The sequence below is a fragment of the Paenibacillus sp. J22P143 genome, assembly GCF_059692035.1.
The window spans coordinates 103,429-120,043 of sequence record NZ_JCAUAQ010000018.1; the positions used below are offsets into that span (position 1 = coordinate 103,429).

Sequence of the window (16,615 nt, forward strand, 5' to 3'; positions counted from 1 at the left end):
ATCTTAACCTCTAGCCGCTATGACTCTGTTGTAGTGTTCCAAATAAACAAGCAATATCGAAATGTCCGATGGAGTAACCCCGCTAATCCGCGATGCCTGACCAATAGAGATAGGGCGAATTTTCGCGAGCTTTTGTTTCGCTTCCGTCGCAATACCATGAATCAGGCTGTACTCAATATCATCCGGAATCTTTTTCTTTTCCATTTTGCGCAAACGATCCACTTGATTACTCTGCTTTTCAATATAACCGGCATACTTCACTTGAATACCAACTTGCTCCTTCATATCTTCATCTAAGTCAAAAGGAGACAGCGTCATTTGTTCAATATGCTTATATTCAATCTCAGGTCGACGCAATAATGAAATCGCTGGCACCGAATTCGTCAGCTGTACGCTTTCCAAGCTTAGTAGTAATTCCTGAACGTGAGGCTCAGGTCTTACCTTCACTTCCGATAACCGTTCAATTTCCTGTTCAACTAGTGATTTTTTGTTCAAAAATTTCGCATAACGCTCTTCAGAAATCAATCCGATTTCATGACCGATAGGTGTCAATCGTAGATCTGCATTGTCATGACGAAGCAACAAGCGATATTCTGCACGTGAAGTAAGTAAACGGTAAGGCTCACTCGTACCTTTTGTAACTAAATCATCGATCAGAACGCCAATGTAGCCTTCCGAGCGATCCAATACGATGGCTTCCTTCTCCTGCACTTTACGAGCTGCATTAATACCCGCCATGACACCTTGACCCGCAGCTTCTTCATATCCAGATGTTCCATTGATTTGTCCAGCCGTAAATAAACCGCTAACTAGCTTCGTTTCTAAGGAAGGCTTCAATTGTGTTGGGACAACAGCATCATACTCAATGGCATAACCAGTACGCATCATTTCCACTTTTTCTAAACCAGGGATCGAACGAAGGATTCCCAGTTGTACATCCTCAGGCATACTCGTGGAAAGACCTTGCACGTAATACTCGGAAGTACTATGGCCTTCTGGTTCGAGGAAAATTTGATGCTTCGCCTTATCAGCGAAACGAACAATTTTATCTTCGATTGAAGGACAGTATCTTGGACCTGTCCCTTCAATTGCACCAGAGAACATTGGAGCACGATGTAGATTATCATTAATAATTTGATGAGTTTCTGCAGACGTATACGTTAACCAGCAAGGCAATTGCTCATTATGATTAGAGCCATACTTCGTTTCGAACGAGAAAAACTTCGGTTGCTCATCCCCAGGCTGAATTTCTGTTTTACTAAAATCAATCGTATCTCCATGAACGCGCGGCGGTGTACCTGTTTTGAAACGAACTAGATCGAAGCCCAGCTTGCGCAAGGACTCAGATAATTTTACAGATGGCTGTTGATTATTAGGACCACTCTCGTACATCAGTTCGCCCATTATGACTTTACCGCGCAAATAGGTACCCGTCGTCAAAACGACAGATTTTGCGTAATATTCTGCACCTGTTTTAGTAATTAAACCTTTACAAACGCCATCCTCAACAATAAGTTCCTCAGCCATACCTTGACGCAAAGTCAGGTTAGGCGTAGCTTCAATTGTTTCTTTCATTTTATGCTGATACGAAAACTTATCCGCTTGAGCACGCAGCGCGTGAACAGCTGGCCCCTTACCTGTATTCAACATACGAAGTTGAATATAGGTTTTGTCAATATTGCGACCCATTTCACCGCCGAGTGCGTCAATCTCACGAACAACGTGTCCTTTGGCCGGACCACCGATAGATGGGTTACAAGGCATGAAAGCAACCATGTCTAAATTTATCGTTAATAGCAACGTGTTGCAGCCCATGCGTGCTGAAGCTAACGCAGCTTCACAACCCGCATGACCGGCACCGATAACAATAACGTCATAATCTCCTGCGTGATATCCCATAGAAACGTCCCTCCCTCTTTTATGAAAACGCGAATGCCGTCGATTTTCATTTCCCTAAGCAGAATTGTGTAAAAATTTGATCGATTAAGGACTCTCCTACCGAATCACCGATAATCTCTCCTAACTGCTCCCACGCAGCTCGGATATCAATTTGAATCATATCAATCGGTACATATTGCTCATTCGCATCTAAGGCATCCTGCAAAGAACGCTTCGCCTGTTTCAACAAGGAAATGTGACGAACATTACTTACATACGTCAGATCACTCGATTCAAGCTTACCTTCGAAGAAAATCGCAGCGATCGCTTTTTCCAAATCCTCAATACCTTTATTCTCAATTAGCGATAGCTCCACAATACGCTCTTGTGGGAAATAACTGAGCACTTGTTCCACGTCAAGCTTGCGTTCCAAATCAATTTTATTCAAAATAACAATCGTTTGTTTGTCTGCCAACTGCTTCATCAGTGCAATTTCATCAAATTGAAGCTCGTCATTACTATTCAATACAAGCAAAATGAGATCCGCTTCAGCTAACGCCGTCTTCGAGCGCTCAACACCAATTTGCTCGACAATATCTGAAGTTTCACGAATACCTGCCGTATCCAGCAGTTTCAACGGAATGCCACCAATATTAACAAACTCTTCAATAACATCCCGCGTGGTCCCTGGAATATCGGTAACAATAGCCCTATTCTCTTGTGCTAATTCATTCAGCAGCGATGACTTCCCAACATTAGGTTTGCCGACAATCGCGGTCTCAATGCCTTCGCGTAAAATCTTACCTTGTTCCGCGGTCACCAATAAACGATCAATTTCAAACATGACCGCATCGCACTTCGTTTTGATGAAAGCATTCGTCATTTCTTCGACATCATGTTCCGGATAATCAATGTTAACCTCAACATGGGCCATCAACTCCACGAGAACATACCGCAGATGCTTGATTTGCTTAGATAAATTACCTTCAACTTGCTTCAATGCGACTTTGAAAGCTCGATCCGATTTAGCTCGAATCAAGTCAATAACCGCTTCTGCCTGTGTTAAGTCAATACGACCATTCAAGAATGCACGCTTCGTAAATTCACCTGGTTCTGCTAAGCGAACCCCTTGCGAAAGTAGCAAATCAAGCACTTTCTTAACGGAAACGATCCCGCCGTGACAGCTGATTTCAACAACATCCTCCATCGTGAAGGAACGCGGAGCTTTCATTAACGTAACTAGAACCTCCTCTACCTTTTCGGCAGAAGCAGGTTCTATAATGAATCCATAATGTACCGTATGCGTATCAGCAACAGATAATTTCGTTTTTGAGCGGAAAATACGTTCAACGTATGTGACAGATTCCTCACCGCTCACACGAATAACCGCTATCCCACCCTCACCAAGCGGTGTAGAAATAGCAGCAATCGTATCATTTAACATAGTGTTTGCACCTCGAATTTACCTCATTGTAAAGAAAAAGCAATGACATATGAACCAAGTCATTGCGATCTGTGTTATTTAACAGCGATGACAACCCGACGATTCGGTTCTTCGCCTTTACTATACGTTTTGATAACTGGATGACCTTGTAATTCAGCATGAATAATTTTACGTTCTTGCGAGTTCATCGGCTCCAAAATAACTTCTTTTTTCGACTTAATGACGCGGTTAGCCAGTCTTAAAGCAAGCTCTTCCAACGTCTTCTTCCGTCGATCACGGAAATTCTCCGCATCTAAGATGATGCGGAAATGAGAATTCGCATATCGATTCCCAACAATATTCACTAAATATTGAAGTGCATCAAGTGTTTGTCCTCTTTTGCCGATAAGAATACCTAATTCCGAACCACTCATGTTTAAGACATAGCCTTCACGATCTTTATGAGTATCTATGGTGATGGAAATTTGCATCGCTTCGAACATATCTTGTAAGAAAGCTATAGCTTCCTCAAGTGGATCGGGTATCAATTCGAGCTCAACTTTAGCAACTCTGGATCCAATAAACCCGAACAACCCTCTTGAGGGCTGTTCCAAAATATGAATATGTACACGATCCTCCGAAACTTGCCATTGAGCTAGACCAGATTTAACTGCAAGCTCAATTGTCTTTCCAGTCACCACGATTTTCTTCATTTAGACAGGCCACCCTTATTATTTTGAGATCCAGGCTTCTTTTGTGAACCAGGAGCACCATAGATGAAATAAGACTGAATGATTGTGAAAATGTTACCGTATATCCAGTATAACGGAAGAGCTGACGCAAAGTTCATGGACATAACGAAAATCATAACCGGGAAAATATACATTAAACTTTTCATTTGTTGATTCATTTGAGAAGACATAAACATTTGTTGAATAAAAGTTGTAGCCGCGGCGATCAAAGGAAGAATGTACAAGTGATCCGGCTTACCAAGATTCAACCAAAGGAATGTGTGTTCATGAATTTCTTGATTTCGCATAATCGCTTGATACAAGGCGATAAGAATCGGCATTTGAACAATGATAGGAAAACAACCTGCTAGTGGATTGACACCATTTTGCTGAAACAATTTCATTGTTTCTTCTTGTTGCTTTTTCGCATCATCTTTATATTTCTCTTTAAGCTTCTTCATTTCAGGCTGCAGATCCTGCATACGTTTGGAGCTTTTGTATTGCTTAAGTGTAAGCGGCAAAATAATCAATCGAATAATAATCGTTACGACCAAGATGGACAATCCATATTGACCCCATAGGTGATCAGCGAACCAATCAAGCGTTTGCGAAAGCGGGTACGTAAAGTACTTAGTGAAAAAACCAGCTGTTTCTGGATCAATTGGCGCTGAAGCTGCAGTCGGGGTACATCCTGATAGAAGCAAGATAACCGCAGACATTGCTGCTAGCATATAAATTCGACGAGTCAAAATGAGATCCTCCTAAATGTCTTTTCCAAGATAAACTATAACACAACTTCAGCCCGCAAGGAAATAATGCATTACTTTTTTGTGGCGTCATTTTTTTTATATAAAGAAGCTTTCCGAATGACATGCCAGATACTCTTCTCCATGTCTGCATAAGCCATCTCAACGACTGGTTTTCTAGCCAGCAAAATGTAGTCATATTGAGGTGTCATGTTCTCTTTTTTTAAACGAATAATTTCTTTCATCATCCGTCTCAGCCGATTGCGTACGACTGCATTACCAATCTTTTTAGAAACCGAAACACCGAACCGAAACTCTTCTACTTTGGACTGCGGCAAATAATAAAGCACGAATTGATGATTGGCCATGGATTTCCCATAACGATACACTTTACTAAAATCTTCTCTTTTCGCTAACCGATATTGTTTCTCCACAGTAATGTACACTCCAGACAGATCACATTCATTAGTTGAAAGAACACTACATATCTTATCTAGTTTTAACAAAACCAGTTCAATGTAAACCATACACTAAAATGCAAAAAAAAAAGCCCCTTTCGGAGCCTTTTCTTACGCGCTAAGAACTTTTCTTCCTTTAAGACGACGAGCTTGTAGAACTTTACGACCGTTCTTCGTGCTCATTCTTTTACGGAAACCATGGTTCTTCTTACGCTTTCTCGTATTCGGGTTAAATGTTGGACCCATCTATAGCACCTCCCTACCTGGCTGAGGATATCCATCCTACAAAATTTCTACTACTTATTAAATCATTTTCACAGAAGAAAGTCAACCTACCCAAGTGTGCAGTATTTGGATGACCGATTTTCCTCAGCAGCTCTCATCGACTAACAAAAGAATAAGCTGTGTATAAAATTTTGACGAGAAAGAACAAACTTTGTCGAAAATCAACAGAATATCAACAATATCTTGTGTTGTGAACAATTTCTACCCACAACTTGTTGTTATTGTGGATAATACGAAACAATCCGTTGATTAACAAGGTATCTTTTGTTAAGATAGTAATGTTTCTGCTGTGGATATACACCACTAATCCTCCAAGTTATCAACAACCTGTGGATAATAATGTGCACAAACTACCCTCTACAAGAATAAGTCATTTCTGCGGATCCTTAGTAATGTGGATAAAACCGACAAAAGTCATCCTTTTTTGACCCCACCAGACATAAGATTCTTTTAGACGATATTTGGGCACGCTATATGCTAACTACCTATTCGATTAAGATTCCAACGTGAGTTGTTTGTTTCACGTTTTATCCATATATGATAAGCAATGTTTTCCCTGGCCTATGCCACATGTTTGATTCAAAAGGAGTGAAGTACTGTGGAAGGCCATTCTACGGACCTTTGGCAACAAATTTTAACGATTATTCAAACGAAGCTGAGTAAGCCGAGCTTTGACACTTGGCTCAAATCGACCAAAGCCACTGTATTCAACGATTCTACCGTTATCATTTGCGCGCCTAATAATTTTGCGCAGGAATGGCTAGAGAGTAGGTACACGAAATTAATCGAGGGCACGATCTACGATTTTACGGGTAAGCATGTTTCCGTTAAATTCATTATCGAAACCGAAGAACAGAAATCCAATTCGATGACAGCGATTCAACCTGTTATCCTTCCACCCAAAGGCCCAGCTATCGTCGCGGGTGAAGAAAACTTTACAAGTATGATGAACGCTAGGTACACCTTTGATACCTTCGTTATCGGTTCTGGCAACCGATTTGCTCACGCAGCTTCCCTTGCAGTAGCTGAAGCGCCGGCAAAAGCGTATAATCCCCTCTTTTTATATGGGGGTGTTGGACTAGGTAAGACTCACCTCATGCATGCGATCGGACACTATGTACTCGAACATAACCCAGGTTCTCGGGTTCTATATATATCCTCCGAAAAGTTTACCAATGAATTTATCAATGCAGTCCGTGATAACCGCGGGGAAGGCTTTCGTAATAAGTATCGTACGATTGATGTACTGCTCATCGATGATATTCAATTCCTTGCTGGGAAAGAAGGAACACAGGAAGAGTTTTTCCATACATTTAACGCGCTTCATGAAGAGGGTAAGCAAATTATTATCTCCAGTGACCGTCCACCGAAAGAAATTCCAACGCTGGAAGACCGATTACGTTCACGTTTTGAGTGGGGACTTATCACGGATATTCAACCGCCTGACTTAGAAACGCGTATCGCAATTTTACGCAAAAAGGCAAAAGCTGAAAATCTCGAGATCCCGAATGAAGCTATGATCTACATCGCCAACCAAATTGATACGAACATTCGAGAGCTGGAAGGCGCCTTAATACGTGTTGTTGCGTACTCGTCCCTTATTAATCAAGATATTACCGTTCATCTGACAGCCGAAGCGTTGAAAGATATCATCCCGTCCAACCGTCCAAGGGTCATTACGATACAGGATATTCAAGCGCGAGTTGGAGAATTCTATGGTTTAAAGCTCGAGGATTTCAAAGCGCGTAAACGAACAAAGGCCGTGGCTTTCCCAAGGCAAGTAGCAATGTACTTATCACGAGAGCTCACAGACTTCTCATTGCCGAAAATCGGAGATAATTTTGGGGGTCGTGATCATACAACCGTCATACATGCGCATGAGAAAATCGTGCAGCAGCTAAAAGTTGATCAAGAGTTATATAAGATTGTCCATAACCTAACGGAACGCATCAAAAACCCCTCTTAATAACATCACATTTTTAATAAGCCTATGCACAATCTATTCACATGTGGATAGGCTTGCTCTATCTCAGGTTCATCCACATATCCACATATCTACAGCCCCTACTGCTATTACTAATAAAGAATGTTATTATATAATGATTATGCTAACGCACCGTCAAAAAAGAACTGCAGGAGTGAAGTCATGAAATTAACTATCTTAAAAGACCATTTAATTGAATCCATTGGTCACGTTTCCAAAGCCATATCCTCTCGAACAACGATACCCATTCTTACAGGGATCAAAATAGATGCAACCTTAAGCGGTGTAACGTTAACAGCCAGTGATACCGACATCTCGATTCAAAGTTTTACAGCAAGTGAAAACAGCACAATTAAAATTATTGATCTTATCCAAGCTGGGAGTGTTGTACTTCCTGCTAAATTTTTCGTTGAAATCATTCGTAAGCTGCCGGCTCAATTAATTGAAATTGAAGTTAAAGCCAATTTCCAAACGATTATTCGTTCAGGTTCTTCCGAAATTCAAATTATGGGCTTAGATCCCGATGAATATCCGTTGCTTCCAGAAATCGAAGAAAGCAAAATGCTTCGTCTTCCAAGTGATTTACTTAAAACGATGATTAAACAAACGTCATATGCTGTATCCACGAATGAATCAACGCCCATTCTTACAGGTGTACTGTGGAACATTACAGGAGATAAGCTGAAATTTATCGCTTGTGATCGTCATCGCTTGGCAAGTAGAGAAGTAACTGTTGATAATGATCTTGCACAAAATCTGCCTAATATCGTTATTTCAGGCCGGACTTTGAACGAGCTAAGCAAAATTTTGCCTGATCAAAACACCCTTATAGATATAGTTATTGCGGACAACCAAGTTTTATTCAAAATTCAATCGATTTTATTTTATACGCGTATATTGGACGGTACTTACCCAGATACATCTAAGCTAATCCCGCAATCTTTTCAAACTGAGATGGTTGTTCCAACCAAAGAATTGGCGGAAGCGATCGACCGCGCCTACCTTCTCTCCAAAGAAGACAAAACAAATATCGTTAAAATGATGATGCTTGAAGACAAATCCATTGAAATTTCATCGAGCTCCTCCGAGCTAGGTAAAGTAACAGAACAAATCGCCCTGCAGCATATTGTTGGTGATTTACTTAAGATTTCGTTTAACTCCAAATACATGTTGGATGCGCTTAAGGTACTCGACTCCGAGTTTATTCAAATTGGATTTACGGGGGCTATGCAACCAATCATCATGAAACCACAAGATTCCACAAACATTTTACAACTGATTTTACCGTATCGAACAACGAATTAAGGAGTGCGCTCGCATGAAACAAATAGTTATCAACACCCCATACATCACGCTTGGGCAATTTCTGAAATTATCGGACTGTATATCCACAGGTGGACAAGCTAAATTTTTTGTTGTGGAAACCAAAATTGAAGTAAACGGGCAAGCTGAAAATCGCAGAGGTCGGAAACTTGTGCCGCAGGATGTAGTGAAAGTGGAAGGTTTCGGGCAATTCGAGGTCATAAGCTCCTGATCGGATTAACCAGGAGGATGATCGGCTCATGTTTCTTAATAAACTCGTACTCAGTCAATATAGAAATTACGATCAGATTGAATTAACAACATCGAATAACGTAAACATTTTCGTCGGACCCAATGCACAGGGGAAAACCAATTTACTGGAATCCATCTATGTCATGGCGATGACCAAATCCCACCGCACACACCAAGATAAAGAATTAATCGGTTGGAATGGTGATCAAACGCTGCTGCATGCAGAGATTCAGAAAATGTACGGGAACTGCAAGCTGGATCTCTCCATCTCATCAAAGGGGAAAAAAGCGAAGATTAATGGACTTGAGCAAAAAAAGCTTAGTAATTTTATTGGTGCACTAAATGTTGTCATGTTTGCCCCAGAAGATTTAGAGATTGTCAAAGGGACACCGGGAATTAGACGCCGTTTTCTCGATATGGAAATAGGTCAAGTACAGCCATCCTATATTCATGACTTATCGCAGTATCAGAAAATTTTGGTGCAGCGCAATAATTATTTAAAGCAAAATTACCCTGGAAAAAGTTCTCCTGACGCTATGCTGGACATCTGGAATGAACAATTAGCACAGTATGGTGTTAAAATTATGAAAAAGCGTCAAAACTTTATAAAGAAGCTTCAAAAATGGGCCGAGAACATCCATAGAGGGATAACGAACGATAGTGAAGCGTTGGTAATCCGCTACTCCCCTTCGTTTGAGATGGAGCCATTTGAAGATGAATCTGTTTTATTAAACCAATTTATGATAAAGTTATCTTTGGTGAAAGATCAGGAATTCCGAAGAGGTGTCACTTTAGTAGGCCCTCATCGTGACGATCTTCTCTTTTTCATAAATGACAAAGAAGTCCAAACGTACGGCTCCCAAGGTCAGCAGCGCACAACCGCGCTATCACTCAAACTCGCAGAGATTGAGCTCATTCATGAGGAAGTGGGCGAATATCCACTGCTATTGCTAGATGATGTCCTATCGGAGTTGGATGAATATAGACAGACACAGTTAATTCGCACGTTTCAGCAGAAAGTCCAAACATTTATTACGACAACAGGTCTAGAGAGTGTTCATTTGGACCAACTGGATCATGCTTCCGTGTTTCATGTGTTGAAAGGAAATGTAAGCGGCAGGAGCTGAGGAGCATGTTTATTCATTTGGGTGGAGAGAAAATCATTAGAGCGTCTGAGTTAATTGCTATATTTGATATTTCGATTGAAAAGTCGTCCAAAATATCAAAGCAGTTCATTCAACAAGCATTACAAGATAAAAAAACCGAGCAAATCGGCGAGGAAGATTGCAAGTCACTAGTCGTGACCAAAAGTAAAGTGTACTATTCCCCGATTTCCTCAACAACGCTCAAGAAAAGAGCTAATCAGTTATTGACGAATTAACTTCTTTTAATATAAAAAAGCAGGTGAAGAGTAGCATGTCTGTGAATCAAAATGCGTACGATGACAGTCAGATTCAGGTTCTGGAAGGTTTAGAAGCCGTTCGCAAAAGACCGGGTATGTATATTGGTTCAACCAGTGCCCGAGGACTTCATCATCTCGTTTGGGAAGTTGTAGATAATAGTATTGACGAAGCCTTGGCCGGATTTTGTACAAAGATTGATGTTATTGTTCATAAAAATAACAGCGTTACCGTTATTGATAACGGACGTGGGATTCCTGTCGGTGAAAATGCGAAGCTGAAAAGACCAACACTTGAAGTTGTACTTACTGTGCTTCACGCAGGTGGTAAATTCGGTGGCGATGATTCAGGTTACAAAGTATCCGGTGGTCTACACGGTGTAGGTATTTCCGTTGTTAATGCGCTGTCCGAGTTGCTGACCGTCCAGGTTAAGCGTGATGGCAATATTCATCAACAAGAATACCGCCGCGGTGCGCCTCAGTATGACGTGAAAGTCATTGGCGAGACGGAAGAAACGGGTACGCAAGTGACGTTCCAACCGGATCCTGAGATTTTCAAAGAAACGACGGAGTACGATTTCGATACGTTACAGTCCAGAATTAGAGAACTCGCTTTCTTGAATAAAGGAATCGAGATTAACTTAATTGATGAGCGTACGGATACGGTGGCAACGCATATGTACGAAGGCGGTATTGTGTCCTTTGTGCAGCATTTGAATCGCAACCGTGAAGTCGTTAATGAAGTGCCGATCTATGTAGAAGGTTCTAAAGACAATATCTCGATCGAGATTGCCCTCCAGTACAACGATAGCTATACCGAAAATATTTACTCTTTTGCTAATAATATCAATACGCATGAAGGCGGAACACATGAATCAGGTTTCAAAAGCGCACTGACGCGGATCCTGAATGACTATGCCCGTAAAAATAATTCCATCAAAGAAAGCGATTCAAATCTTTCTGGAGATGACGTGCGTGAGGGTCTTGCTGCGATTATTTCTGTGAAAATTCCAGAGCCTCAGTTCGAAGGTCAAACGAAAACGAAGCTTGGAAATAGTGAAGTTCGTGGTATTGTAGAATCTCTTTTTGCCGAGAAGTTGCAAGAATTCCTCGAAGAAAACCCAGCTGTAGCTAAGAAAATCCTTGAAAAAGGTATTCAAGCGGCTAGAGCGAGAGAAGCTGCACGTAAAGCACGCGAATTGACTCGCCGTAAAAGTGCTCTGGAAGTGAGCGCGCTGCCTGGTAAACTAGCAGATTGCTCCTCAAAAGACGCTTCAATCAGTGAGATTTACATCGTAGAAGGTGACTCTGCAGGTGGTTCAGCGAAGCAAGGACGTGACCGTCACTTCCAAGCAATTCTGCCTCTGCGTGGTAAAATTCTGAATGTAGAAAAAGCGCGTTTGGATCGTATTCTATCCAATACCGAAATTCGTGCCATGATTACAGCTTTCGGCACAGGAATTAGCGATGATTTCGATATTGCCAAAGCGCGTTACCACAAAATTATCCTCATGACGGATGCGGATGTGGATGGTGCGCACATTCGTACCTTGCTGCTTACCTTCTTATACCGCTACATGAAAAAACTAATTGAGACTGGCTATGTGTATATTGCACAACCGCCACTCTTTAAGCTTGAGCGTAATAAAACAATTCGATATGCGTATAACGAAAAGCAACGTGAAGTCATTATGCAAGAGTTTGGTGAAGGTGCGAAAGTCAATGTCCAACGGTATAAAGGACTTGGTGAGATGAATCCGGGCCAGCTATGGGAAACAACCATGGATCCGGAAAGCCGTACACTCCTGCAAGTAACGATCGAAGATGCTATAGAAGCGGATACACTTTTTGATTCATTGATGGGCGATAATGTAGAGCCTAGACGTGATTTTATCGAGGAACATGCGAAATATGTGAAAAATTTAGATATCTAACGTCGTCCGAGACGTTGCAAACGATGTAAGCTTTCAGGAGGAACATTCATGAGCGAAGAATTACATTCGCAAGTCAAAGAAATTGACATTTCGACCGAAATGCGTACATCCTTCTTAGACTATGCGATGAGTATCATTGTCAGTCGCGCACTGCCAGATGTTAGAGACGGTCTGAAGCCGGTTCATCGTCGTATCTTGTTTGCGATGTCTGAATTAGGCATGTCTCCAGATAAGCCACATAAGAAATCAGCGAGAATCGTTGGTGAAGTTATCGGTAAGTATCATCCACATGGTGACACGGCTGTTTACGAGACCATGGTTCGGATGGCACAAGATTTTTCCCTGCGTTATATGCTTGTTGATGGACATGGAAACTTCGGATCGATCGACGGTGATATGGCAGCAGCTATGCGTTATACCGAAGCTCGTTTATCGAAGATTGCTATGGAGCTGCTTCGTGATATTAACAGAGAGACAATCGATTATAAACCAAACTACGATGGCGAAGAAAACGAACCCGTCGTTCTCCCTTCTCGCTTCCCGAACCTACTCGTTAATGGGAGCTCAGGGATCGCCGTAGGTATGGCAACGAATATTCCCCCACATAACCTGAGAGAGGTTATTGAGGGGATTCAGATGATGATCCAACATCCAGATATCACGCCAATGGAGTTAATGCAGGCGATCAAAGGACCTGATTTCCCAACGGCCGGTTTCATTCTTGGACGCGAAGGAATCAGACAAGCCTACACCACAGGTAGAGGCTCTGTTACGATGAGAGCTAGAACGGTCATTGAAGAGAATAATAATAAGGCTAGAATCATTGTGAATGAGCTGCCTTATCAAGTAAATAAAGCAAGATTAGTAGAGAAAATTGCTGAGCTTGTGCGTGAGAAGAAGATTGATGGCATCACTGATCTTCGAGATGAGTCTGACCGTAACGGGATGCGTGTAGTTATTGAGCTGCGACGTGATGTTAATCCTAATGTTGTTCTGAACAACTTGTTCAAACAGACGGCTATGCAATCAAATTTTGGAATTATTATGCTCGCTCTCGTCAACGGAGAACCAAAAGTTTTGAATCTTCGTGAGATGCTGCATTATTATCTTAAGCATCAGCAAGAAGTTATTCGTCGTAGAACCGAATTTGATCTGCGTAAAGCGGAAGCTAGAGCTCACATTTTAGAAGGTTTGCGTATTGCACTTGATCACTTGGATCAAGTAATCGCATTAATTCGTTCATCTCGAACAACGGATGAAGCTAGAGAAGGACTCATGACGACATTTAGTCTGAGCCTGGATCAAGCGCAAGCCATTCTCGATATGCGTCTACAACGTTTAACCGGCTTGGAACGTGAGAAGATTGAAGCCGAATATGCTGAACTCATGAAGAGAATCGCTGAACTTAAAGCCATTCTTGCAGATGAACAGCTGATTCTAGCGATCATTAGCGAAGAACTCAATGAAATTAAAGAAAAGTTCGGTGATGACCGACGTTCTGAAATTACAGTTGGTGAAGAAAGCATTGAAGATGAAGATCTTATCCCACGTGAAGATGTCGTAATTACGATTACACATACAGGCTACATTAAGCGTCTACCGGTTACGACTTATCGGAACCAAAAGCGTGGAGGACGCGGTGTCGTCGGTATGGATACGAAAGATAATGATTTCGTAGAACATTTGTTCGTTACGAATACACATCATTATCTGATGTTCTTTACGAATAAAGGTAAAGTCTATCGATTGAAAGCTTACGAGATTCCAGATTTGAGCCGTACGGCTCGTGGAACGCCGATTATAAATCTGATTCAAATTGAACAAGGGGAAACCGTGAATGCGGTCATACCTGTTGAAAGCTTTGAAACAGAGCAATATTTATTCTTTGCAACGAAGCAAGGGGTTGTGAAGAAGACGCCAATCGATGATTATTCAAATATCCGTAAAGGTGGGTTAATCGCCATCAATTTACGAGAAGATGATGATCTCATTGGGGTTAAATTAACGGACGGTAACCAGGGTATTATTATGGGGACCAAGTTAGGAATGTCCATTCACTTCCCAGAAAGTGATGTACGTTCAATGGGTAGATCGGCAACGGGAGTTAAAGGGATTCACTTGGATGATGAGGATGCTGTCATCGATATGGACGTCGTCCATGAAGATAATAGCGTACTAATCGTAACGTCCAAAGGCTTCGGTAAACGGACACCTGTTTCCGAGTATCGGATTCAATCACGTGGTGGTAAAGGTATCAAAACTTTGAACGTCACGGAGAAGAATGGTCCGATTGTCGGTCTCAAAGTGGTGCAAGAAGACGAGGATCTGATGATCATTTCGGCATCGGGTACAGTTATTCGTACAAGTATGGACGGTATTTCTGTTATGGGACGTAATACGCAAGGTGTTCGTCTGATTAACATACGTGAAGACGATGAAGTAGGAACATTGGCTCGCGTTCAGAAAAATGAAGAACAGAACGAGTCTGAGGAAGACGGCGACTGGGAAGAGTCAACTGAAGCAACAGAGTCAGAAGAATGAGAAAAACTTCTATTGAAGTAATTCGAGGAAGAGCAACTGCGGTTTAGATGTTGTTTTTATCACCAATAAGAATTTATCTTCCTAATTACTGGAAACTTATAAATTCTTAAGTGGTAATATGTAGGGATGGGGGCTTACAAACCCATCCCTTTTACTTTACAATATGGAGTATACGAAATAGTAAGGTGAGTGAATGACCGTGCCGACAGTAGCCGTTTCGCAAATAAAATATGGTGAAAGATTAGGCGATAACGTAATAACCAGGATGGGTAATACGCTTTTTCATAAAGGAAGGGTCATTCAGGAGAGGGAACTTGAAATTCTGAAAGCATTTCTCATTCCTTCTGTTTATATTGAATCCAAGAACAGCAACGAATTGGAACAAGCAAGCGAAGAGTCAAAAGTGAAAGAACCTGAGGCGGTTCATCCGTTTTATGTGGAATATCATAATATGGTGAAACTGCTCAAGAAAGTCTTTCTTCTGGCTAATGGTGGACAACAGCTTCCTATTTTAGAAATTCGGACAGGCCTTGAAACGCTTATTCGCCATATTGATGCCTATAAAGTACTCACCTTCACGCCTAAAAATCGAAATCTTCATGAATATATCTATCATAAAAGCATTTTAGTCAGCTTAACCTCCTATTCGCTTGCTAGATGGGCAAGTCTTCCTCAGAAGGATTTAGTTCAAATCGCACTAGCTGGCTTACTACATGATATTGGCACCAGCAAGGTGGATCGTACACTACTGGAGAAGAAGAATCCTCTAACAGCTGTAGAAATGGATGAAGTTAAACAGCATACATTGATTGGCTATCAAATTCTCAAAAATATGTCTGGTATCAATGAGGGTGTGAAACTAACAGCTCTTCAACATCATGAACGTGAGGATGGCTCAGGCTATCCGTTAGGTGTGAAGGCCGACAAGATTCATATCTATGCGAAAATTGTAGCCATTGCTGATATCTATAGCGCGATGACGAATGAACGCTACTACAAAGCTGCTCTATCGCCTTATGTTGTATTGGAGCAGTTATTGACCGAATCCTTCGGCAAAGTAGATCCTACTCTCGTCCAAGTCTTTATGAACAAATCCACGCAAATCAGTAATGGAACGTTTGTTAAGCTAAGTGACAACCGTGTGGGTGAGATTGTTTTCTCCGATCGCTCGCATCCTACAAGACCATGGGTTAATGTGAATGGTACAATCGTTAACTTAACCGTCGAAAGAAATCTATTCATTCAAGATGTGATTGGTCATATTTAAAATGTTATCGTTAACCCTTACTCGCCTAGAGTTAGGGTTTTTTATCTAAAATCTAATTTCAAATGAATAAGCAAATAAAGCTTGCAATCCTTTGGGGGATTTGTTATATTACTCCTTGTCGCTTCGGCGGTCGAACGAAAGAACGAAAGAAAATAAAATAGTTCTTGCAATTGAGTAGGCCGATGTGGTATATTAATCAAGTCGCCTTTGAGAGGCGAAGGATTAAATAGGAAATAATTGATCTTTGAAAACTGAACAACGAGTGAGTAAGCACGAACGAGAAATCGTTCAAAAAAGAGATTGTAAAATCTCGCTAGCAACGCAAATGAGCAATTAAGCTTTCAGATATACGGACAAGCAATTGTCCAAACTATTATGGAGAGTTTGATCCTGGCTCAGGACGAACGCTGGCGGC

Annotated in this window: 14 protein-coding genes; 8 read left to right on the top strand and 6 right to left on the bottom strand. The window is 41.4% G+C overall.

Features of this window, described 5'->3' with window-relative positions; all coding sequences use genetic code 11:
* Nucleotides 1-3 precede the first annotated feature (3 nt).
* From mnmG to rpmH, 6 genes are all read right to left on the bottom strand, one after another.
* Nucleotides 4-1,899, bottom strand: a complete 1,896-nt coding sequence (mnmG, locus tag AC58PQ_RS21180) for a tRNA uridine-5-carboxymethylaminomethyl(34) synthesis enzyme MnmG (protein ID WP_497245011.1) — start codon at nucleotides 1,897-1,899, stop codon at nucleotides 4-6.
* A 46-nt stretch (nucleotides 1,900-1,945) separates the two neighbouring features.
* Nucleotides 1,946-3,322, bottom strand: coding sequence for a tRNA uridine-5-carboxymethylaminomethyl(34) synthesis GTPase MnmE (mnmE, locus tag AC58PQ_RS21185; protein WP_497245013.1), 1,377 nt, complete (start codon nucleotides 3,320-3,322; stop codon nucleotides 1,946-1,948).
* A 74-nt stretch (nucleotides 3,323-3,396) separates the two neighbouring features.
* A complete protein-coding gene (jag, locus tag AC58PQ_RS21190) occupies nucleotides 3,397-4,014 on the bottom strand; it encodes an RNA-binding cell elongation regulator Jag/EloR (RefSeq protein ID WP_477588077.1) in 618 nt (205 codons plus the stop codon).
* Nucleotides 4,011-4,781: a membrane protein insertase YidC gene (gene yidC / locus AC58PQ_RS21195; protein ID WP_497245015.1), complete on the bottom strand. Its 771-nt coding sequence runs from the start codon at nucleotides 4,779-4,781 to the stop codon at nucleotides 4,011-4,013. Before yidC ends, jag begins: the two co-directional genes overlap by 4 nt.
* Before the next feature lie 71 nt (nucleotides 4,782-4,852).
* On the bottom strand, nucleotides 4,853-5,212 hold the full coding sequence (gene rnpA / locus AC58PQ_RS21200; protein WP_497245017.1) for a ribonuclease P protein component: 360 nt from the start codon (nucleotides 5,210-5,212) through the stop codon (nucleotides 4,853-4,855).
* Nucleotides 5,213-5,347: 135 nt separating this feature from the next.
* Nucleotides 5,348-5,482, bottom strand: coding sequence for a 50S ribosomal protein L34 (rpmH, locus tag AC58PQ_RS21205; RefSeq protein WP_028557239.1), 135 nt, complete (start codon nucleotides 5,480-5,482; stop codon nucleotides 5,348-5,350).
* Nucleotides 5,483-6,119: 637 nt separating this feature from the next.
* Here rpmH and dnaA point away from each other — a divergent pair.
* The 8 genes from dnaA (at nucleotide 6,120) to AC58PQ_RS21245 (ending at nucleotide 16,200) form a co-directional block, all read left to right on the top strand.
* Nucleotides 6,120-7,487 (top strand): chromosomal replication initiator protein DnaA, encoded by a 1,368-nt coding sequence (gene dnaA, locus AC58PQ_RS21210; protein ID WP_497245019.1) that lies wholly within the window; start codon nucleotides 6,120-6,122, stop codon nucleotides 7,485-7,487.
* Nucleotides 7,488-7,667: 180 nt separating this feature from the next.
* Nucleotides 7,668-8,810, top strand: coding sequence for a DNA polymerase III subunit beta (gene dnaN, locus AC58PQ_RS21215; RefSeq protein WP_497245021.1), 1,143 nt, complete (start codon nucleotides 7,668-7,670; stop codon nucleotides 8,808-8,810).
* 13 nt (nucleotides 8,811-8,823) lie between these two features.
* Complete coding sequence (gene yaaA, locus AC58PQ_RS21220; RefSeq protein WP_477588070.1) at nucleotides 8,824-9,039, top strand: S4 domain-containing protein YaaA; 216 nt, start codon at nucleotides 8,824-8,826, stop codon at nucleotides 9,037-9,039.
* A gap of 28 nt (nucleotides 9,040-9,067) precedes the next feature.
* Nucleotides 9,068-10,186 carry a DNA replication/repair protein RecF gene (gene recF / locus AC58PQ_RS21225; RefSeq protein WP_497245023.1) on the top strand — a complete coding sequence of 373 codons (1,119 nt, stop codon included), beginning with the start codon at nucleotides 9,068-9,070 and terminating at the stop codon, nucleotides 10,184-10,186.
* A gap of 5 nt (nucleotides 10,187-10,191) precedes the next feature.
* On the top strand, nucleotides 10,192-10,440 hold the full coding sequence (remB, locus tag AC58PQ_RS21230; protein WP_477588066.1) for an extracellular matrix regulator RemB: 249 nt from the start codon (nucleotides 10,192-10,194) through the stop codon (nucleotides 10,438-10,440).
* Between the two features lie 35 nt (nucleotides 10,441-10,475).
* The gene (gene gyrB, locus AC58PQ_RS21235; RefSeq protein ID WP_497245026.1) at nucleotides 10,476-12,392 is read left to right on the top strand and encodes a DNA topoisomerase (ATP-hydrolyzing) subunit B; all 1,917 of its coding nucleotides are present in this window, start codon (nucleotides 10,476-10,478) and stop codon (nucleotides 12,390-12,392) included.
* Between the two features lie 48 nt (nucleotides 12,393-12,440).
* A complete protein-coding gene (gene gyrA / locus AC58PQ_RS21240; RefSeq protein ID WP_497245028.1) occupies nucleotides 12,441-14,933 on the top strand; it encodes a DNA gyrase subunit A in 2,493 nt (830 codons plus the stop codon).
* Nucleotides 14,934-15,132: 199 nt separating this feature from the next.
* The gene (locus tag AC58PQ_RS21245) at nucleotides 15,133-16,200 is read left to right on the top strand and encodes an HD-GYP domain-containing protein (protein WP_497245034.1); all 1,068 of its coding nucleotides are present in this window, start codon (nucleotides 15,133-15,135) and stop codon (nucleotides 16,198-16,200) included.
* The last annotated feature ends 415 nt before the right edge of the window (nucleotides 16,201-16,615 follow it).